This is a genomic window from Agrococcus terreus (assembly GCF_014645235.1).
In the GTDB taxonomy this organism is placed as follows: Bacteria; Actinomycetota; Actinomycetes; order Actinomycetales; family Microbacteriaceae; genus Agrococcus; species Agrococcus terreus.
Map to the genome: position 1 here is coordinate 1193144 of NZ_BMLM01000001.1, position 20560 is coordinate 1213703.

Genomic DNA, 20560 nt, shown 5'->3' on the forward strand with positions numbered 1-20560 from the left:
GCCGGTCGTGCCCGGTGCGGTCCTTCCGGACCGTGTCTCCGCATTGTCCTCCCGCGGTGCGCAGATCTGCCGTCCGCGCACTCAAGGACGCCGCGGCCTCTGCTGTCCGTGAGCCTCGCGGAGGCTCAGGTCGGGCAGCCGCAGGTCGCGCAGCTGGGTCGCGATCGCCGCGCGGTAGCGCTCGGGTGCGTGGCGGGAGCGCACCCGTTCGCGATCGGCGCCGACCTCCCCGACGAGCGAGGCCCAGCGCTCGGCCACGTCCTGGAGCGCGTCGGCGAGCGCCGCCGCGTCGCCCGGCGGCACGAGCCGCACCGAGCCGCAGCCCTCCGCGGCCTCGCGGAGGCCGCTCGTGTCGCTCGCGACGACCGGCCGCATCGCGAGGACGCCCTCGATCGCCGCGTTGCCGAACGACTCCTCGGCCGTGCTCGGCACGACGAGCACGTCCGCGTCGGCGAGATGCGGTCGGACGTCGTCGACGAAGCCGTGGAAGCGGATCCGCACGGCGGGCGTCGCCGCCGCCGCGGCCCGCAGCTCGTCCTCGAACCACTCGTAGCCGGCGAAGGGCGCGCCGACGACGTCGAGGGTGCTCGCGATGCCGCGCTCCGCGAGCAGCGCAGCGGCGCGGAGCGCCACGTCCGGGCCCTTGCGCGGCGAGAGGCGCCCGACGAAGAGGATGCGCAGCGGCCCGTCGATCGACGCCCGCGGGGGCCGCGGGTGCTCGGGTCCCTCGACGCCGTTCGGGACGACCGCGCAGCCGCGGGCGAGCGCCGGGAGGCTGCGGCGCATGGTGGCCGCGGTGAAGGCGCTGTTGGCGATCGTCCGCCGCGCGAGGAGGTGCGGCGCGTACAGGACGGCGTTGCGCAGCCGGCCGCTGGAGGCCTCCGCCTCGTGCACGTGCGTGACCGCCGGGATGCCCCGCGCTCGCGCGAGGACGGGCCAGAGCGGCAGCGTGACGGTGCTGACGTAGACGCTCGAGGGGCGCGCCTCACCCAGCAGGCGCCACGCGGCGGACGCGCCGCGGACGGCGTCGAGCACGAGGCGCGGCCAGCCGCGGGGCCGCAGCAGCGACCGCCGCAGCACGAGCATCGGCGCGATCGCGACCCGCGCGCCGATCGCGCGCAGCGCATCCTCCAGCGGCCCGTGCTGCGGGAGCGCGACGAGGCAGGAGCCGCCCGCCTCGACCGCGCCGCGCACGCTCTCGAGCAGCATCCGGTCCGAGCCGAACAGCTCCGCCCCAGGGTGCGCGAACAGGGTGGTGGTCGCGCCGCCGCGCGCCGCGATCGGCGCGGCGTCGGGCTCCTGCGCGGTCCGCACGGCTCAGAGGATCGCGGGGTCGGCGACGGCGCGGGCCGGCGCGCGACGAGCCGCCCGTCCGAGGGCGTGGATCGAGGCGCGGGATGCGAGGGCCTCGGCGAGCCGCTCGTAGCCGGCGGCGACGTCGTCCCAGCGGAACGCCTGCGCCGCGCGCGATCGGGCGCGGGCGCCCAGCCGCGCGACGAGCGCGTCGTCCGCCTCGGCGGCCGCGAGGATCGACGGCAGCCCCTCGGGCGACCGGAACGCCCACTCGCGCGTGCCCAGCACCTCCCGGTTGAAGCCGACGTCCCACGCCGCGACCGCGGCTCCGGCGCCCATCGCGCGCAGCAGCGAGGGGTTCGTGCCGCCCACGGAGTGCCCGTGCAGGTAGGTGCGGGCGCCGGCGTACAGCGCGTCGAGCAGCTGCTGGTCCCAGATGCCGCCGAGCAGCCGGATGCGCTCGTCGCCCTCGGCGGCCTCGCGGACGGCCGCGGTGTAGGCGGCGCTGTACGGGGCGGATCCGACGACGACGAGCGGCATGCGGGCGCCGCTGCGGCGGTAGCCGCGCACGATCTCGAGCACGTGGTTCTCCGGCTCGAAGCGGGCGACGACCAGGTGGAAGCCGCCGTCCTCCAGCCCTGCCTCGGCGATCCGGGCGCGATCGACGTGCTCGAGGATGGGCGCTCCGTACCGCAGCAGCTCGGTCGGCACCCCGAACTCGCGCAGGTAGTAGTCGACGAGGCCGGGCGCATCGGCGATGAGCGCGTCGGCGGTGCGGACGGCCCGGCGCTCGGCCCACCGGTAGTAGCCGCGACCGGCGCGGCCCCACTTCGCGCGCTGCCACTCGAGCCCGTCGACGTGCACCGCGACGGGGATGCCGCGGGCGCGCAGCAGCGGCACGTACGGCGCGTTCGCGGCGTTGAAGACGAACGCCGCGTCGGCGCGCCGCCCCGTGACCGCGAGCAGCGCGGCGATCCCCGTGCGGCTGAGCGTCTCGAGCTGCTTCTGCGGCACGGCGGGCACGTGCACGACCTCCATGCCGAGGTGCTCGCGCACGTGCGGGTGCTGGCGGTCGCCGTAGACGACGACCTCGTGGCCGCGGGCGACCAGGCGCCGCCCGACCTCCTCGACCGCGGTCTCGAAGCCGCCGTAGGACGCGGGCACGCCCCTCGTCCCGAGCATCGCGATGCGCATCAGCAGGTCGCTCCCATCAGTAGGCCCCTCTCGGACGGACCATGACCTTGGCGGTGCGCCAAATGATCATGACGTCCTCCATGACCGACCAGTTCTCGACGTAGCGGAGGTCCAGGCGGACGCTCTCCTCCCACGAGAGGTCGCTGCGCCCGCTGACCTGCCAGAGCCCCGTGATGCCGGGCTTGAGGTAGAGGCGACGCGCGACGGTCCCGTCGTAGGAGGTGGCCTCCGCGGGCAGCGGCGGCCGCGGCCCGACGACGCTCATGTCGCCGCGGAGCGCGTTCCAGAACTGCGGGAGCTCGTCGAGCGAGGTGCGGCGGAGGAAGCGGCCGACGCGCGTGACGCGCGGGTCCTCGCGCAGCTTGAACATCGGTCCGTCGGCCTCGTTCTGCGCGAGCAGCGCGGCGAGCTGGGCCTCGGCGTCGACGCGCATCGTGCGGAACTTCAGCATCGAGAAGAGCTGGCCGTCGCGCCCGACGCGCTGCTGGCTGAAGAGCACGGGGCCGGGGGAGTCGAGGCGGATCGCGATCGCGATGGGGATCGCGAGCAGCGCGATCGGCAGGAGCGCGAGCGATGCGACCCCGATGTCGAGCGCGCGCTTCAGCACGTGCCGACCGCCGTCGAACGTGGGGATGCGCACCTGCACGAGCGGCAGGCCGTCGACGGGGCGGAACGAGATCCGCGGCCCGGCGACCTCGGCCAGCCGGCTGTAGAGCACGAGCTCGGCGCAGCAGCCCTCGAGCCGGCGGCTCAGCTCGGCGAGGCCGCGGGCGTCGCCGTCGGCGTCGCCGGCCAGGATGACGGCGTCGGCACCGATGCGCTGGGCGATCTCGGCGAGCTGCTGGACGTCGCCGAGCACGGGCACGCGGCGGCCGTCGTGGGCGAAGGGCTCGTTGCCCCCGTCGCGCACGACGGCGCCGAGCACGTGGTACCCGAGCTCGCCGGCTCGCGCGAGCCGGGCGAGCACGTAGGCGACCTCGGCCCGATCGCCGACCACGACGGTGCGCGACGCCCACTCGCCCTCCCGCCGGCGGCCGATGAGCCAGCGGCGCCACTGCCAGCGGCCCACGAGCACGGCGACGAGCGCCGCGGGCAGCGCCGCGAGCAGCTGCAGCCGCAGGTCGTGCCACTCGAACGCCAGTGCCGGGATCGCGAGCACGCCGAACGCGAGCAGCGCCGCGTGCGCGACCCGTCGGTACTCGGTCGCGCCGGAGGTGAGGATGCCGGGCTCGCGCGAGCGGAACGCCGCGAGCAGCAGGAGCACGACGGTCGCCGTGAGCACCGGCGCGGCGAGCACGGGCATGAGCGGCGGCGTCGGGATCTCGGGGGCGCGCGCGCCCGGCTCGAGCAGGCCGACGATGAGGGTGGTGGCCACCACGACCGCGAGGTCGGTGGCGGCGAGGCGCAGCCGCGTCCGCCGCTCGAGGCCCAGGCGACGCACGATCGAGGGCGCCGAGCGCGGAGAGCGCGCCCCGGCGAGGGGGAGCACGGCCGCCGCAGGCTGCACGGGCGCGCGTCGACCCGCGAGCCGGGGTGCCGGCACCGATCGATGCGCCCGTTGCATCCGAACCACCCCTCGTCGTGACCCGCGCCTGCGGGTTCGCGATAACAGCGTTTCGTAACACTATGCGCAAACTTCCTCAGGGTGCCACGCCACCCATCCCCAGGATTCGCCCGGCGTGCCGGGCCGTCGCGGGACGGGCGCGAAGCGCGGACCGGGCCCCGACGCGCGATGCGTCGTGGGCCCGGTCAGCGGTGCTCGGCGATCAGGAGAGCGCGGCCTCCACGAGCGCGGCGAGCTCCTGCGCGGAGCGCTTGGCCGAGCCGGTGGCGGGGCTCGCCGACGAGGCGCGCGAGACGACCTTCAGCGTACGGCCGTGCAGGTGGCGCGGCAGCACGAGGTGCACGAACGGCCAGGCGCCCTGGTTGAGCGGCTCCTCCTGCGCCCAGACGAGCTCGGCGTCGGGGTAGCGGTCGACGATCGCGTTGATCTCGTCGATCGGCAGCGGGTACAGCTGCTCGACGCGCACGAGCGCGACGTCCTCGATGCCGCGCTTCGCGATCTCGGCCTTGAGGTCGTAGTGCACCTTGCCCGAGTGCAGCAGCACGCGGCGGACCTTCGTCGGGTCCTGGATCCGGGCGTCGTCGATCACCGGCTGGAAGCGGCCGGTGGCGAAGTCCTCCACCGAGCTCGTCGCGTCGCGCAGGCGCAGCATCGCCTTCGGCGTGAAGACGACGAGCGGGCGGCGCGGGCGCGCGTACGCCTGGCGGCGCAGCAGGTGGAAGTGGTTCGCCGGGGTCGACGGGCGGGCGATCGTCATGTTGCTCTCGGCCGCGAGCTGCAGGAAGCGCTCGATGCGCGCCGACGAGTGGTCGGGGCCTGCGCCCTCGTAGCCGTGGGGGAGCAGCAGCACGAGCGAGGCGTGCTGGTTCCACTTCTGCTCGGCCGACGAGATGAACTCGTCGATCACGATCTGGGCGCCGTTGGCGAAGTCGCCGAACTGCGCCTCCCACAGCACGAGCGCGTCGGGGCGCTCGACCGAGTAGCCGTACTCGAACGCCATCGCCGCGTACTCGCTGAGGAGCGAGTCGTACATCGAGATGCGGCCCTGGGCCTCGCCGAGGTTCGCGAGCGGCAGCCACTCCTGGCCGTTGTGCTTGTCGTGCATGACCGCGTGGCGCTGCACGAACGTGCCGCGGCGCGTGTCCTGGCCCGTCATGCGCACCGAGATGCCCTCGAGCAGCAGCGACCCGAGCGCGAGCAGCTCGCCGAACGCCCAGTCGATGCCGCCGGAGCGGCTCGCCTCGACGCGCTTGGAGAGCACCTGCTTGACCTTCGGGTGCACGGTGAAGCCCTCGGGCGGGTTCCCGTGCGCGGCGCCGATCGCCTCGACGACCTCGGTGCCGACGCCGGTCGACTCCGGCTCGCCCTCGGCCTCGGCGGGCGCGGGCTCGACGACGGGCAGCGAGCCCGTCGCGGCCGCGTGCGTCTCCATGAAGGCCTGCTCGAGCTTGCCCTGGAAGTCGGCCTGCGCGCCCTCGTACTCCTCGAGCGTGATGTCGCCGCGGCCGACGAGGTTCTCGGCGTAGAGGGTGCGGACGGAGCGCTTCGCCTCGATGAGCGAGTACATGAGCGGCTGCGTCATGGTGGGGTCGTCGCCCTCGTTGTGCCCGCGGCGGCGGTAGCAGATGAGGTCGATGACGATGTCGCGCTTGAACTCCTGGCGGTACTGGAACGCCAGCTCCGCCACGCGCACGACGGCCTCGGGGTCGTCGCCGTTCACGTGCAGCACGGGGGCGTGGATCGACTTCGCCACGTCGGTCGCGTACGTCGACGAGCGCGACTCCGACGGCGGCGTCGTGAAGCCGAGCTGGTTGTTGACGACGAGGTGCACGGTGCCGCCGGTGCGGTAGCCGCGCAGCTGCGAGAGCTGGAGGGTCTCGAACACGACGCCCTGGCCGGCCATGGCCGCGTCGCCGTGCACGAGCACGGGCAGCACCGAGTGCTCGCCGTTGCCGAGGCGGTCCTGCTTGGCGCGGACGATGCCCTCGAGCACGCCGTTGACCGCCTCGAGGTGCGAGGGGTTCGCGGCGAGGTAGACGGGCACGGTCGAGCCGTCGGCGGCGGTGAACTCGCCCTCGTTGCCGAGGTGGTACTTCACGTCGCCCGAGCCGGTGAAGACGGCGGCGCCCTCGAACTCCTGGAACACCTGGCCGTAGGTCTTGCCGGCGATCGAGGTGAGCACGTTGAGGCGGCCGCGGTGCGGCATGCCGATCGCGACCTCGTCGAGGCCCTCGGTCGCGGCGCCCTGGAGGAGCGCGTCGAGGAAGGCGATCATCGACTCCGCGCCCTCGAGCGAGAAGCGCTTCTGGCCGACGTACTTGGTCTGCAGGAACGTCTCGAACGCCTCGGCCTCGTTGAGCTTGCGCAGGATGCGCATCTGCTCGTCGTGGGTGGGCTTGACGTACGGCACCTCGAGGTGGCTCTGGAACCACTGGCGCTGCGCCGGGTCGGCGATGTGCATGTACTCGACGCCGATGGTGCGGCAGTACGTGTCGCGGAGCACGCCGAGCACGTCGCGCAGCAGCGCCTGGCGCTTGCCGCCGAAGCCGCCCGTGACGAACTCGCGGTCGAGGTCCCAGAACGAGAGGCCGTGCTGCTCGATCTCGAGGTCGGGGTGGGTGCGCTGCACGTACTCGAGCGGGTCGATGTCGGCCATGAGGTGGCCGCGGACGCGGTACGAGTTGATGAGCTGGGCGACGCGGGTCTGCTTCGAGAGCTCGTCGGCCGAGCGGACGGCGACGTCGGTCGACCACTTGATGGGCTCGTAGGGGATGCGCAGGTCCGCGAAGATCCCCTTGTAGAAGTCCTGCTCGCCGACGAGGAGGCCGTTGACGATCTTCAGGAACTCGCCCGAGCCCGCGCCCTGGATGACGCGGTGGTCGTAGGTCGAGGTGAGCGTGATGGTCTTGCCGATGCCGGCCTCGGCGAGGCGCTCCGGGCTCGAGCCCGTGAACTCGGCCGGGTAGTCGAGCGCGCCGGCGCCGATGATGCAGCCCTGGCCCTGCATGAGGCGGGGCACCGAGTGCACGGTGCCGATGCCGCCCGGGTTCGTGAGCGAGATGGTCGTGCCGGCGAAGTCGCCCGCCTCGAGCTTGTTGGCGCGCGCCTTCTTCACGAGCGCCTCGTAGGCGGCGACGAACTCGGCGAAGTCCATCGTCTCGGTGCGCTTGATGCTCGGCACGAGCAGGGCGCGGGTGCCGTCGGGCTTCGGGAGGTCGATCGCGATGCCGAGGTTGACGTGCGGCGGGGCGACGAGCGAGGGCTTGCCGTCGACCTCGTCGTAGTAGACGTTCTGGCTCGGGAAGGCCTTGAGCGCCTGGACGAGCGCGTAGCCGATGAGGTGCGTGAACGACACCTTGCCGCCGCGCGTGCGGCGCAGGTGGTTGTTGATGACGATGCGCTGGTCGATCATCAGCTTCGCCGGGACGGTGCGGACGCTCGTCGCGGTGGGGACGAGCAGCGAGCGGTCCATGTTGGCGGCGAGCGTCTTGGGCATGCCGCGGAGGGTCGTGACCTTCGGCTCCTCGCTGGGAGCCTCGGCCTCGTCCTTCTTCGCGCCCGGCGCGGGGGCGTCGGCGGGGACGGGCTTGGGGCGCGCGGCCTGCTTCGTGGTGCGGGCGACGATCGAGCCGTCGCCCTTCGCAGCCGGTGCCGGGGTGTCGGCCTGGTTCTCGGTCTTCTCCTGCGGCGCGTCCTGGTTGCGCTGCGCCTGGCCGGCGTCGACCGGCTGGTCGGGGCGCGAGCCCGGGCGGACGGGGCGCTTGGGCGGAGCGGGCTGCGAGGCGGAGGCCTGCGGCGTGGAGGCGGGCTCGGGGGTCGGCGCCGAGGCGGGCTTCGCGGCCTCGCCCGTGGCGGGCTTCGGGGCCTCGCTCATGCTCGTGGCGGCGCCGCCGGCGTCGCGCTGCGCGGCGTACCGCTCGAGGATCGGCCACCAGGACTGGGCGACGGAGCCCTTGTCCTTGAGGAAGAGCTGGTACTGCTCCTCCACGAGCCATTCGTTCGCTCCGAACTCGCTGTCGTCCGCAGGGCTGGACACGGTATCGATCGCCTCTTCCGATTGCTTCCGGGCACACCGCAGTGCGTTCTGCGGCACGGTGCCCTCCAGCATAGTCCGCGCGCGGTGTGCGCTGCGCCGGTCGCGGGCGCGTCCCGCGGCCTGCTCGGCGTCGGCGTCCGGCGGCGCGCGTCAGCGGGCGAGGAGCGCCTCGAGGTCGACGCCCGCGGCCTCGACCGCGAGCATCATGACCTCGCGCCGCCAGACCACGCGCGGCTCGAAGCGCAGCGGCATGCCGGCCTCGTGCGGGGTGCGGTCTCCCTTCTTCCCGTTGCACGCGACGCACGCCGTGATCGTGTTGAGCCAGGTCGAGCCGCCGCCGCGCGAGGCGGGGTGGATGTGGTCGATCGTGGCACCGGGACCCTCGCAGTACGCGCAGCGCCGGCAGTCGCGGTCGAGCACGCCGCGGCGGCTCCACGGCATCCGGTCGTAGATGCGCGTGTGGGGGATCTGCACGTAGTCGTTGAAGACGACGACGCGGGGCACGGGCAGCTCGATCGACTCGGAGCGGATGGTGCCGTCGCCCGCGAGCATGATCTGCGCGCGCTCCTTGACGACGAAGGCCACGGCGCGCTGCAGCGAAGCGACGCCGATCGGCTCGAGCGTCGCGTTGAGCACCACCACCTGCGCAGTCATCGCGTCTCCTGAGCATGATGATGCCGCATCCGGGTGACGCGCAGGTGTACGGCGCGCTGAGCGCCGGTGCCGACCGGCTTCGGAGCGGGCCGCGCTGCGGCGGACGATGTGGGCGCGGCGCAGTACGGTCGCGGCATGGACCTCGCGGTGGCGCCGCTCGATCGGGGCGCCCGCGTCGTGGTGGCCCGCGTCGTCGACGGCGTCGCGGTCGACCCGCGCGAGCATCCGGCCGCGGCCGTCGCGGACGACGAGCGGCTCGCGGCGCAGGGCGCGCGCATCGTCTGGCAGGACGCCCGCGCGGTCGCGCCGGCGCTGCTCGACGCGGGACTCCGCCTCGAGCGCGTCCGGGATCTGCGGCTCGTGCACCGCATCCTCGTCGAGGCGCGCGACCTGCCGCGGCAGGACCGCTGGTCGCGCTCGCTGCGGGGCGGCGACGACGGCCTGTTCTCGCTCGCGCCCGAGCCGGAGGGCGTCGCGGCGATCGCGGCGGAGCTGGCGTCCCAGGAGGCGACGATCGACGGCGACGCGGGGCTCGCGATGCTCGCCGCCGCCGAGTCGATGGGCGCGGTCGTCGCGATCGAGCTGAGCCGCGAAGGGCTGCCGTTCGACCGCGCCCGACACGACGCGCTGCTCGTCGAGGCGCTCGGCGAGCGGCCGGTCGGCGGCGGCCGGCCGCGACGCATGGAGGCGCTCGCCGCCGAGGTGCGCGCGGCGCTCGCAGACCCGGGCCTCAACCCCGACTCGCCGCAGGACGTGCTGCGGGCGCTCCGCCGCGCCGGCGTCGACGTAGCCTCCACTGCGCGCTGGGAGCTGCGCGAGCACGAGCACCCCGTCATCGACCCGCTCATCGCCTACAAGCGGATGTCGCGCCTCCACACCGCGAACGGCTGGTCGTGGGCGCAGCGCTGGGCGCGCGAGGACGCGCGAGGCCGCACGCGGCTCGCGATCGAGTACGTGCCGGGCGGCGTCGTCACGGGCCGCTGGGCGACGGAGGGCTCGGGCGCGATGCAGATCGCGCGCGGCATCCGGGCGGCGGTCGCGGCGGAGCCGGGCATGCGGCTCGTCGTCGCCGACGCGGCGCAGCTCGAGCCGCGGGCGCTCGCGGCGCTCGCGCGCGACGAGGCGCTCGCCGACGCGGCGCGCGGCCGCGACCTGTACCAGTCGCTCGTCGACCGCGGTGTGGTCGACACCCGCGACCACGCCAAGGTCGGCATGCTCGGCGCGCTCTACGGGGCGACCTCCGGCACCGGCGGGCGCATGGTCCCGCGGCTGGCGCGCGCCTACCCGACGGCGATGGGCGCGGTGGAGGCGGCGGCGCGGGCGGGGGAGCGGCGCGAGCGCGTGCGCACCTGGCTCGGGCGGGCCTCCCCGCTGCCGCCCCGCTGGCGCGACGACGAGCGCGGCGCGATGCAGGCGCGCGCGTGGGGCCGCTTCACGCGCAACTTCGTCGTGCAGGGCACGGCCGCCGAGTGGGCGCTCGCGTGGATGGCGGGCGTGCGCCGCGCGATCCGCGACGTCAAGGGTGCCGCGCTCGTCTGCTTCCTCCACGACGAGGTGATCGTGCAGGCGCCCGCCGACCGCGCTGAGGAGGTCGCCGACGCCGTGCGCGAGGCGGCGGCGCTCGCGGGCCGGACGCTCTTCGGCGCCTTCCCGATCGAGTTCCCGGTGCAGGCCCGCGTCGTCGACGACTGGAGCGAGGGCAAGGGCTGACCGGCCTACCCTGGAGGCATGCGGTTCATCGGCGACGTGCCCGAGCACGACCTCACCTACTCCGACGTCTTCCTCGTCCCGAGCCGCTCCGGCGTCGGCTCGCGCATGGGCGTCGACCTCTCGCCCGACGACGGCACGGGCGCGACGCTCCCGATCGTCGCTGCGAACATGAACTCCGTCACCGGTCCCCGCATGGCGGCGGCGCTCGCCCGTCGCGGCGCGCTCGCCGTGCTCACGCAGGACCACGCGCTCGACGACACCATCGCCTCCATCGACTGGGTGAAGGCGCAGCCCATCGGGCTCGCCTCGCCGCACGTCGCCGGCCCCGACGAGACGGTGCAGCTCGTGCTCGAGCGCGTGCCCGCGATCGCCGGCCACGCGGTCGTGGTCGAGGACGCCGACGGCGGCTTCCTCGGCGCGATCCCCGCCGAGCGCCTCGGCCACGCCCTCGCCGACGCGACGGTCGGCGACCTGCTGCACTCGCGCCTGCCGGAGCTCGCGCCCGCCGACGCCGTCGACGGCCGCACGATGTTCGCGGCGCTCGAGCGCGAGGGCGTCGAGGTGGCGCCCGTCGTCGAGGGCGGCCGCTGCGTCGGCGTCGCCTCGCGCCTCGGGGCCCTGCGCGACGACCTCTACCGCCCGGCGCTCGACGGCCAGGGCCGGCTCTCGGTCGCCGTGGCCGTCGGCATCAACGGCGACCCGGGCGCCAAGGCCGCCGCGCTCGTCGCAGCGGGCGCCGACGTCATCGTCGTCGACACCGCGCACGGCCACCAGGAGGGGATGCTGCGGGCGCTGGAGGCGGTGCGGTCGCAGGTGGGCGACGCCGTCCCCGTCGCCGCCGGCAACATCGTCTCCTCCGACGGCGCGCGCGACCTCGTCGCCGCAGGCGCCTCGATCCTCAAGGTCGGCGTCGGCCCGGGCGCCATGTGCACCACCCGCATGATGACCGCCGTCGGTCGGCCGCAGTTCTCGGCCGTCATGGACACCGCGACGACCGCCATCGAGCTCGGCGCGCGCGTCTGGGCCGACGGCGGCGTGCGCTACCCGCGCGACGTCGCGCTGGCGCTCGCGGCGGGCGCCTCCAGCGTCATGATCGGCTCCTGGTTCGCGGGCACGATCGAGGCGCCCGGCCGCCTCCAGCGCGATGGCCAGGGGCGGCTCTTCAAGGAGTCGTGGGGCATGGCCTCCACGAAGGCAGTCCTCGGCCGCAACGCCGGCCTCGACGCCTACGAGCTCGCCCGCAAGACGCTCTTCGCCGAGGGCATCTCGTCGTCGACGATCCTGCTCGACCCGCAGCGGCCGAGCGTCGAGGACCTCGTCGACATGATCACCTCGGGCGTGCGCTCCTCGTTCACGTACGCGGGCGCCGACAGCGTGCCCGCGTTCCGCGAGCGCGCCCGCGTCGGCGTGCAGTCGGCGGCCGGCTACGAGGAGGGCAAGGCCCTGCCCGTCTCCTGGTAGCGGCGGCCGGCGCGCGGGCGCGCGCGAGTAGGATGACGCCGTGCACGACGACCCCAGTCATAGTCCCGCGCCGGTCCCCGTCATCTGATGGACACGATCCTCATCCTGATCGGCGTCGTCCTGACGATCGGAACCGGCCTCTTCGTCGCCAGCGAGTTCTCGCTCGTCAACCTCGACCGCTCGGAGCTCGAGGCCCGCCGCGGCCGCGGCGAGCGCCGGCTCGACGGCACCATCAAGGCGCTCAAGCAGACCTCCACGCACCTCTCGAGCGCGCAGCTGGGCATCACGCTCACGACGCTCCTCACCGGCTACACGATGGAGCCCGCCATCTCGCGGCTGCTCACGCCCGTGCTCGTCGGCTGGGGCCTCGCAGAGGGCTTCGCAGCCCCGCTCTCGAGCGTCATCGCCATGACGGGCGCGACGATCCTCTCGATGATCGTCGGCGAGCTCGTGCCCAAGAACCTCGCGCTCGCGAAGCCGCTCGGCACCGCCATCGGCGTCACGCCCTTCCAGCGCCTCTTCACCGCCATCTTCAAGCCCGCGGTGCTCGGCCTCAACGGCTCGGCCAACGGCATCCTCCGCTCCATGGGCCTCGAGCCCAAGGAGGAGCTCTCGGGCGCCCGCACGGCCGAGGAGCTCTCGACGCTCGTGCGCCGCAGCGCCACCGAGGGCGCGCTGGACGTCGGCGCCGCGACGCTCCTCGCGCGCACGCTGCGCTTCGCGGAGCTCAGCGCCGGCGACGTCATGACGCCGCGCCCGCGCGTGCACGCGATCGACCGCTCCGGCTCGGTCGCCGAGCTCGTGGCGCTCTCGCGCTCGACGGGCCTGTCGCGCTTCCCCGTGACCGACGGCGACCTCGACGAGGTGGTCGGCATCGCCCACATCAAGCAGGCCATCGCCGTGCCGCGCGAGCGCCGCGCCGACGTGCCGGTCGCCGCCATCGCCGAGGAGCCGCACCGCGTGCCCGAGTCGGTGCGGCTCGACGCGCTGCTCTCGGACCTCAAGGAGCGCGGCTACCAGATGGCGCTCGTCGTCGACGAGTACGGCGGCACCGCCGGCATCGCGACGCTCGAGGACCTCGTCGAGGAGGTCGTGGGCGAGGTCGCCGACGAGCATGACCGGATGCACGTGGAGGTCGTCCGCGGCCCCGGCTGGGTCACGTTCCCCGGCTCCTTCCGCCCCGACGAGCTGCTCGAGCGGGCCAGGATCGCCGTGCCCGAGGACGGCCCGTACGAGACGATCGGCGGCTTCATCATGGCCGAGCTGGGCGCCGTGCCCGTCGTCGGCGACACCGTCGCGATCGAGGCCGGCACGCTGCGCGTCGAGCGCGTCGACGGCCGCCGCGTCGACCGCGTGCGGTTCATCGAGCTCGCGACGGCGACCGAGGACGAGGGGGCGCAGCGATGAACGACTGGCTGGGCATCATGTGGCTGGTCATCCTGCTGATCGCCAACGCCTTCTTCGTCGGCGCCGAGTTCGCCGTCATCTCGGCGCGCCGCTCGCAGATCGAGCCGCTCGCCGACCGCGGCAACCGCGCCGCGAAGCTCGCGCTCTACGCGATGGAGCACGTCTCGCTCATGCTGGCGATGTGCCAGCTGGGCATCACGATCTGCTCGCTCCTCATCCTCAACGTGTCGGAGCCCGCGATCCACCACCTGCTCGAGGGCCCGCTCTCGTGGACGGGGCTCAGCGAGGAGGTCGTCTCGGTGACGGCGTTCGTCATCGCGCTGCTGCTCGTCACCTACCTGCACGTCGTGCTCGGCGAGATGGTGCCGAAGAACGCGGCGTTCTCGGTGCCCGACCGCGCCGTGCTGCTGCTCGCGCCGCCGCTCGTGCTCATCTCGCGCGTCTTCCGCCCGATCATCTGGGTGATGAACGCGATCGCGAACGGCATCCTGCGCCTGTTCCGGGTGGATCCGGTGGACGAGGCCGCGAGCGCGTTCACGATCGACGAGGTCGAGACGATCGTCGAGACCTCGAAGCGCGAGGGCGTGCTGTTCGACCCGACGGGCGCGATCTCGCGCACGTTCGAGTTCACGGAGCGTCGCGTCAAGGACGTCGCGCTGCCGCTCGACGAGATCGTGACGCTGCCGCAGGGCGCGACCACCGCCGACGTCGAGGCGGCGGTGCGCGAGCGCGGCTTCTCGCGCTACGTCATCACCGACGAGGCCGGCGCCCCGACGGGCTACGTGCACGTGAAGGACGTGCTCGGCGCCGAGGACGACGAGGTCGACGAGCCCGTGCCGGGCAAGCGCATCCGGCAGCTCGCCTCGATCTACCAGGACGCCGAGGTCGAGGACGCGCTCGCGCTCATGCGCTCCACGGGGGCGCACGTGGCACGATCGTTCGACGAGCAGGGCGAGACGACCGGCCTGCTCTTCCTCGAGGACATCATCGAGGAGCTGGTGGGCGAGGTCCGCGACGCCACGAGGAGGCTCTTCTGACCCGAGACCGGGCATGGCTGTGGCTGGCCTTCGGCGGCGTCCACGCGCTCCTCGCCATCCTCAACGCGCCGCAGGTCTCCGACGCGTACGGCGACGTGCTCACCGTCTACCCGTGGTGGCTGCAGCAGGCGGAGGCGGGCGAGCGGCTCGGCGTCGACGTGCCGTGGGTCTACCCGCTGCTCGCCTGGGTGCCGATCCTCGTCGCCGGCGCGCTCGGCACCGCGGCGCTGCCGATCGTGTGGATGCTGCTGGTCGTCGCGCTCGACGCCGTCGCGTTCGCGCTGCTGCTCACGCTCCCGCGGGGCCGCGCGATGGCGACGGCCTGGCTGGGGCTGCTGCTGCTCATCGGCCCGGTCGCGGTCGGCCGGATCGACGCGGTCGCCGCGGCGCTCGCGATCATCGCGGTCGTGCAGCTGCGGCAGGGCCGGCAGGGCGTCGCGGCGGGCCTCCTCACCGCAGCGGCGTGGATGAAGGTGTGGCCGGGCGCGCTGTGGCTCGCGCTGCTCATCGCGCGCCGCGGGCGGCGGACGACGCTCGCCGCCGGCGCCGCGGTGTCGGCGGCGGTGCTCGGCGTCGCCGCGCTCCTCGGCTCGCAGCACGCGCTGTCGTTCCTCGTCGAGCAGGGCGACCGCGGCCTGCAGATCGAGGCGGTCGCCGCGACGCCGTGGATGTGGCTCGCGACCGCGGGGGAGGCGACGGTCCGGTTCGACCGGCAGATCTACACGTTCCAGGTCTACGGCGACGGCGTGCGCGACGTCGCGGCGCTCGCCACGCCCGTGCTGGTCGGGGTCGTCGCGGTCGTCGCGGCGCTGGGTGTCGTCGCGGTGCGCCGCTCGCACGGCCAGGAGGCGACCGTGTGGCTCGCCGTCGCGCTCGTGGCGGCGATGATCGTCACGAACAAGGTGGGCTCGCCGCAGTTCATGGTGTGGCTCACGGTGCCCGCGCTGCTGCTCGTCGAGGCCGGCGCGCGCCGGCACTGGATCGCCGTCGGCGCGATCGGGACCGTCGGGCTGCTCACGCAGCTGCAGTTCCCGTGGACCTACGACTGGCTCGTGCTCGCGGATCCGGCCGCCGTCGCGCTGCTCACGGCGCGCAACCTGGTGCACGTCGGGATCCTAGCGGGCGCCGTGTGGATGCTCGTGCGCGCCGCGCGGCGCGGTCGGTTCGCGGCCTCAGCCGAGCAGCGGCGCGAGCAGGTCGGCCACGCGGTCGCGCTCGATGAGGAAGCCGTCGTGGCCGAAGCCGCTCTCGAGCACGATCGGCTCGGGCCCCGACACGCTCGTGGGGACGCCGGCGGCGAGGCGCTGCTGGTCGGCGACCGGGAAGAGCCGGTCGCTCGAGATCCCGACGACGAGCGTCGGTGAGCTGACGCGCGCGAGCGCCGCCTCGACGCCGCCGCGCCCGCGGCCGACGTCGTGGGTGGACATCGCGTCGACGAGCCGCACGTAGGAGCCGGCGTCGAAGCGGCGCACGAAGCGGTTGCCGTGCACGTCGAGGTACGACTCCACCTGGAAGCGGCCGCCGGCGAGCGGGTCGACGCTCGACTGCCAGGCGCGCTCGAACCGCTCGTTGAGCTCGTGCTGCGAGCGGTAGCCGAGCATCGCCATCCGCCGGGCGAGCGCGAGGCCGCGGGCGGGGCCGGCGTGGCCGGGCAGGTCGTAGAAGTCGCCGCCGAGCCAGCCCGGATCGGTCGTGACGGCCTCGATCTGCAGCGCGTTCGTGGCGATCTGGTCCGCGGAGGTCGCGGCGTTCGACGCGAGCAGCGCGGTGCTGCCGACGCGGTCGGGGTGCGCGATCGCCCACTCGAGCGCGTGCATGCCGCCCATCGAGCCGCCGACGACGGCGTGCCAGCGCTCGATGCCGAGCGCGTCGGCGAGGCGCCGCTGCGCCTCGACCTGGTCGCGCACGGTGACGCGCGGGAACCTGGAGCCCCACTCGCGGCCGTCGGGCGCGGGGGTGGCGGGGCCGGTGGAGCCCTGGCAGCCGCCGAGCATGTTGGGGGCGACGACGTGGAAGCGGTCGGTGTCGATCGCGAGGCCAGGCCCCACGACCTCCTCCCACCATCCGGAGGTCGCATGGCCGGATCCGGCGGGGCCGCGCACGTGGCTGTCGCCCGTGAGCGCGTGCAGCACGAGGACGGCGTTGTCGCGGGCGGGGGAGAGCTCGCCCCAGGTCTCGTAGGCGAGGACGGCGCCGCGGATGGTGCCGCCCGCCTCGACCTCGACGTCGCCGATGCGCGCGAAGCGGCGCTCGCCCGGGTCGTCGCCGGGCCGCCACGCGCCCGTGGTCGGGACCGGCGTGTGGTCGACGAGCCGGGAGGCGGGCACGGCGGAGAGGAACTGCGCGTCGTCGCTCAGCTGCCAGTCCACCGGTGCCCGCCTCCTGCCGTCGTGTCGGTCGTCGCGCCGCTCAGGCGGCGGCGCTCGCAGCGGCCGCCTTCGCCGCGGCGGCGGCGAGGCCGGCCTCGAGGTCGGCGATGAGGTCGTCGACGTGCTCGACGCCCACCGAGAGGCGCACGAGGCCCGGCGTGACGCCCGCGGTGAGCTGCTGCTCGGGCGTGAGCTGCGCGTGCGTCGTGGATGCCGGGTGGATGACGAGCGAGCGCACGTCGCCGATGTTGGCGAGGTGGCTGAAGAGCTGGAGCTCCTCGACGAGGGCCTTGCCGGCCTCCACGCCGCCGACGAGCTCGAACGAGAGCACGGCGCCCGCGCCGCGCGGCGCGATCTCCTGCTGACGCTCGTGCCACGGGCTCGAGGGGATGCCGGCGTAGTGCACGGTCGCGACCTGCGGGTGCGCCTCGAGGAAGCGCGCGACCGCGGTCGCGTTCTCGACGTGCCGGTCGAGGCGCAGCGAGAGCGTCTCGATGCCCTGCAGCAGCTGCCAGGCGGAGTCGGGGGAGGCCGAGGCGCCGACGTCGCGGAGCAGGGTGACGCGCGCCTTGATGATGTACGCGATCGCGTCGCCGAGCGCCTCCGTGTACGTGACGCCGTGGTACGACTCGTCCGGCGTCGTGAGCCCGGGGAACTTGTCCGACTTCGACCACGCGAAGCGGCCGCCGTCGACGATGACGCCCGCGACGACGGCGCCGTGGCCGCCGAGGAACTTCGTGGCCGAGTGCACGACGATGTCGGCGCCGTGCTCGATGGGGCGGATGAGGTAGGGCGTGGCGATCGTGTTGTCGACGATGAGCGGGATGCCGGCCTCGTGCGCGACGCCGGAGACGCCGGCGATGTCGAGCAGGTTGATGCGCGGGTTGCCGACGGTCTCGCCGAACAGCAGCTTGGTGTTCGGGCGGATCGCGCGGCGCCACTCGTCGAGGTCGTCCTGGTCCTCGACGAAGGTGACGTCGATGCCGAGGCGCTTCAGCGTGAAGCTGAAGAGGTTGTACGTGCCGCCGTAGATCGACGACGACGAGACGATGTGGTCGCCGGCGCTCGCGATGTTGAGGATCGCGAAGGTCTCGGCCGCCTGGCCGGAGGAGACGAGGAGCGCCGCGGAGCCGCCCTCGAGCGCGGCGACCCGCTGCTCGACGACGTCGTTCGTCGGGTTCATGATGCGGGAGTAGATGTTGCCGAACTCGGCGAGGCCGAACAGCCGCGCTGCGTGGTCGGCGCTGTCGAAGACGTACGACGTGGTGCGGTACACGGGCGTGACGCGCGCCTTGGTGGTGGGGTCCGGCTGCGCGCCGGCGTGGACCTGCAGGGTCTCGAACTTCCAGTCGCTCATGGGGGTCTCCTCTGTCGAAGCGTGGGCCCACGGTACGGAGCGGGCGCGCGGCGCCGGTAGCGGGACCCGTCACGGGGCGTCACAGTCGGCCGGGCGCCGGTCGCGCGGCGCCGCCCGCAGCGCATCCGGGTGCTGTCTGACCTCCTGTGCTTGCATGGGGCCATGAACGAGAAGCGGATCATCGTCACGGGTGCGTCGAGCGGCATCGGGGAGGCCGTGGCACGGCACGCCGTCGCGCGCGGCTGGCAGGTGCTCGCGGTCGCGCGCCGCCAGGAGCGCCTCGACGCGCTGGCCGCCGACATCGGCTGCGAGGTGCTCGCGGCCGACCTCACCGACGAGGGCGACGTCGCCCGGCTCGCGGAGGTCGCGGCGGGCTTCCGCCCCACCTCGCTCGTCAACGTGGCGGGCGGCGCGAAGGGTGCCGCGGAGATCGCCGAGACGACGCTCGAGGACTGGCGGTGGATGTTCGAGTCGAACGTCATCGCGACGAAGCGCGTGCTCGACGCGATCCTGCCGCTGCTGCGGGAGTCCACCCGCCCTGGTCCGGACGGCACCGGGGGCTACGCCGAGATCATGACGGTCACGTCGATCGCGGCGACGGTGGCGTACACGGGCGGCTCCGGCTACAACGCCGCGAAGGCGGCCGAGAAGCAGCTCGTCGACGTGCTGCGCCTCGAGCTGCAGGGCGAGCCGATCCGCGTCATGGAGGTCGCGCCCGGCATGGTGTGGACCGAGGAGTTCTCGCTCGTCCGCTTCGGCGGCGACCAGGCGAAGGCGGATGCGGTCTACCAGGACGTGCAGGACCCGCTGACGGCCGACGACGTCGCGCAGGTGATGACCGACATCCTCGCCCTGCCCGGCCACGTCTCGGTCGACGAGACGATCATCAAGCCCGTCGCGCAGACGCACCCGTGGCGCGTGCACAAGGGTCCGCTCGTCGCGAAGGGCTGACTCCCGGCGGCTACGGCGCGGCGTCCTCGCGGAGGGCCTCCTCGACCGGTTCCGGGTCGGCGAAGGCGAGCCGCGGGACGGCGACGAGCGCGGCGGCCGCGACGAGCGCGGTCACGCCGCAGACGATCCAGACGACGATGTAGCCGCCGAGGCTCGCGGCGGTGCCGATCGCGCCGACGGCGAGCACGATCGCGAAGATCGACGACGCGAACGAGCCGCCGATCGTCTTCGTGGTGTTCGTCATCGCGGTCGCGACGCCCGTCTGGCCGCGCGGCGCGGCGGCCGCCGCCGCGGCGGGCATCGCGCCGACGAGGGCGCCCGAGCCGACGCCCGCCACGGCCATGCACGCGAACACCTGCCACACCGCGAGGTGGAACGGGATGAGCAGCAGGTAGCCGACGCCGACGAGCGTCGCCGCCGCGATGAGCAGCGTGCGGGGACGCAGGCGCCTGGACAGCGCGGCGAGGGCGATGGCGCCGGCGATGAGGGACAGCAGGTAGACGCCGATGAGGATCGAGCGGCCCGACGCGTCGAGGCCGAGGCCGTAGCCGAGCGAGGGGTCGGTGCCGGCGTAGGTGGCGAGCGGCGTCTGCGCGCCCAGCAGGCTCACGCCCACGAGGCCGGCCGTGAGCTGCACGGGCCACATCTCCGGGCGGCGCATGACGCGCAGGTCGATCGCCGGGTCGTCGCGGCGCAGCACCCAGCGGCCGAACGGCAGCAGCAGCCCGATGCCGACCAGGATCACGCCCCACGCCCACCACGCATCCGGCCCGTTGAGCTTCAGGAACGTGAGGCCCGACGTGATGGTGAGGAGCGACAGCGCGAGCAGCACGAAGCCGCCCGCGTCGAGGGTGCGGCCGGGCAGCGGCTCCGACTCCGGCACGCCCCACAGCACCGCGAAGAAGCACAGGGTGACGACCGCGGCGGGCACCGCGAGCGTCGGCACCATCTGCTCGCCGAACGCGCCGAAGGCCGCCGCGGCGCCGAGGGCGCCGACGATCGCGCCGGCCTCGAGCGCGACGACGAGGAGGCCCGCGGCGCGCCGGGTCGTCGACGGCGCGGAGGCGGTGCGGCGGCCGCGGTCGAAGATGAGCGCCACCTCGAGCGGCAGCCACACGGCGTACGCGCCCTGCAGCGAGAAGGCGATGAGGTAGCCCCAGAAGTCGCCAGCGAACGCCATCCACCAGCTCGCGCCCGCCGTGATCGCGGTGGCGACCAGCAGCATCCGCTTGTGGCCGTGCATGTCGCCGAGCTTCGCGAGCACGGGGACGATGAGGGCCGACAGGAGCAGCTGGCCAGCCTCGAACCAGTTGACGTCTGCGTCCGCGATCGACAGGTGCCGGGCGATGTCGGGCGTGAGGGTGACGTACCAGCCCTGCAGGAGGCCGCTCGTGAGCTCGACGATCACGAGCCAGCCGATGAGCGCGAACGGGACGGCGCGTGCGGTCGGCAGCGGTGCCGACGGCGGCGAGTGCCGGGTCATGCTCGCATCATGGCACCGCTGCCAGGCGCGGCGCCTACGGTGGG

General features: G+C 74.0%; 13 protein-coding genes and 1 pseudogene. 6 read left to right on the plus strand and 8 right to left on the minus strand.

The window, feature by feature from the left end; genetic code table 11:
• Positions 1–81: 81 nt before the first annotated feature.
• The 5 genes from IEW90_RS05805 to IEW90_RS05825 form a co-directional block, all read right to left on the minus strand.
• Positions 82–1314, minus strand: a complete 1233-nt coding sequence (locus tag IEW90_RS05805) for a glycosyltransferase (protein ID WP_229679505.1) — start codon at positions 1312–1314, stop codon at positions 82–84.
• Between the two features lie 3 nt (positions 1315–1317).
• Entirely contained in the window at positions 1318–2457 is a 1140-nt protein-coding gene (locus IEW90_RS05810) for a glycosyltransferase (RefSeq protein WP_373284721.1), read from the minus strand.
• A 46-nt stretch (positions 2458–2503) separates the two neighbouring features.
• Complete coding sequence (locus IEW90_RS05815) at positions 2504–3976, minus strand: sugar transferase (RefSeq protein WP_229679507.1); 1473 nt, start codon at positions 3974–3976, stop codon at positions 2504–2506.
• A 277-nt stretch (positions 3977–4253) separates the two neighbouring features.
• The gene (locus tag IEW90_RS05820; RefSeq protein ID WP_229679508.1) at positions 4254–8087 is read right to left on the minus strand and encodes a multifunctional oxoglutarate decarboxylase/oxoglutarate dehydrogenase thiamine pyrophosphate-binding subunit/dihydrolipoyllysine-residue succinyltransferase subunit; all 3834 of its coding nucleotides are present in this window, start codon (positions 8085–8087) and stop codon (positions 4254–4256) included.
• A gap of 150 nt (positions 8088–8237) precedes the next feature.
• Positions 8238–8741 (minus strand): HNH endonuclease, encoded by a 504-nt coding sequence (locus IEW90_RS05825; protein WP_188716969.1) that lies wholly within the window; start codon positions 8739–8741, stop codon positions 8238–8240.
• A gap of 135 nt (positions 8742–8876) precedes the next feature.
• Between IEW90_RS05825 and IEW90_RS05830 the strand changes: the two genes are divergently transcribed.
• The 5 genes and pseudogenes from IEW90_RS05830 to IEW90_RS13815 form a co-directional block, all read left to right on the plus strand.
• A complete protein-coding gene (locus IEW90_RS05830; RefSeq protein ID WP_188716971.1) occupies positions 8877–10451 on the plus strand; it encodes a bifunctional 3'-5' exonuclease/DNA polymerase in 1575 nt (524 codons plus the stop codon).
• An 18-nt stretch (positions 10452–10469) separates the two neighbouring features.
• Positions 10470–11912 (plus strand): GMP reductase, encoded by a 1443-nt coding sequence (guaB1, locus tag IEW90_RS05835; RefSeq protein ID WP_188716973.1) that lies wholly within the window; start codon positions 10470–10472, stop codon positions 11910–11912.
• Positions 11913–11999: 87 nt separating this feature from the next.
• On the plus strand, positions 12000–13319 hold the full coding sequence (locus IEW90_RS05840; protein WP_188716975.1) for a hemolysin family protein: 1320 nt from the start codon (positions 12000–12002) through the stop codon (positions 13317–13319).
• Positions 13316–14356, plus strand: a complete 1041-nt coding sequence (locus IEW90_RS05845) for a hemolysin family protein (RefSeq protein WP_188716977.1) — start codon at positions 13316–13318, stop codon at positions 14354–14356. Before IEW90_RS05840 ends, IEW90_RS05845 begins: the two co-directional genes overlap by 4 nt.
• 158 nt (positions 14357–14514) lie before the next feature.
• A pseudogene (locus tag IEW90_RS13815) lies at positions 14515–15231 on the plus strand (glycosyltransferase 87 family protein); the annotation flags it as partial.
• Between the two features lie 297 nt (positions 15232–15528).
• Here IEW90_RS13815 and metX read toward each other — a convergent pair.
• Entirely contained in the window at positions 15529–16725 is a 1197-nt protein-coding gene (gene metX / locus IEW90_RS05850; RefSeq protein WP_188716980.1) for a homoserine O-acetyltransferase MetX, read from the minus strand.
• 40 nt (positions 16726–16765) lie between these two features.
• Positions 16766–18082, minus strand: coding sequence for a bifunctional o-acetylhomoserine/o-acetylserine sulfhydrylase (locus IEW90_RS05855; RefSeq protein ID WP_188716982.1), 1317 nt, complete (start codon positions 18080–18082; stop codon positions 16766–16768).
• A gap of 162 nt (positions 18083–18244) precedes the next feature.
• Here IEW90_RS05855 and IEW90_RS05860 point away from each other — a divergent pair, with 162 nt between their 5' ends.
• The gene (locus IEW90_RS05860; protein WP_188716984.1) at positions 18245–19033 is read left to right on the plus strand and encodes an SDR family oxidoreductase; all 789 of its coding nucleotides are present in this window, start codon (positions 18245–18247) and stop codon (positions 19031–19033) included.
• A 10-nt stretch (positions 19034–19043) separates the two neighbouring features.
• Here IEW90_RS05860 and IEW90_RS05865 read toward each other — a convergent pair whose 3' ends face one another.
• The gene (locus tag IEW90_RS05865) at positions 19044–20516 is read right to left on the minus strand and encodes an MFS transporter (protein WP_188716986.1); all 1473 of its coding nucleotides are present in this window, start codon (positions 20514–20516) and stop codon (positions 19044–19046) included.
• Positions 20517–20560 lie beyond the last annotated feature (44 nt).

Coding starts and splice junctions, on each gene's coding strand:
- IEW90_RS05825 (WP_188716969.1), bottom strand. CDS start 8,741: ATGACTGCGCAGGTGGTGGTGCTCAACGCGACGCTCGAGCCGATCGGC.
- IEW90_RS05830 (WP_188716971.1), top strand. CDS start 8,877: ATGGACCTCGCGGTGGCGCCGCTCGATCGGGGCGCCCGCGTCGTGGTG.
- guaB1 (WP_188716973.1), top strand. CDS start 10,470: ATGCGGTTCATCGGCGACGTGCCCGAGCACGACCTCACCTACTCCGAC.
- IEW90_RS05840 (WP_188716975.1), top strand. CDS start 12,000: ATGGACACGATCCTCATCCTGATCGGCGTCGTCCTGACGATCGGAACC.
- IEW90_RS05845 (WP_188716977.1), top strand. CDS start 13,316: ATGAACGACTGGCTGGGCATCATGTGGCTGGTCATCCTGCTGATCGCC.
- IEW90_RS05855 (WP_188716982.1), bottom strand. CDS start 18,082: ATGAGCGACTGGAAGTTCGAGACCCTGCAGGTCCACGCCGGCGCGCAG.
- IEW90_RS05860 (WP_188716984.1), top strand. CDS start 18,245: ATGAACGAGAAGCGGATCATCGTCACGGGTGCGTCGAGCGGCATCGGG.
- IEW90_RS05865 (WP_188716986.1), bottom strand. CDS start 20,516: ATGACCCGGCACTCGCCGCCGTCGGCACCGCTGCCGACCGCACGCGCC.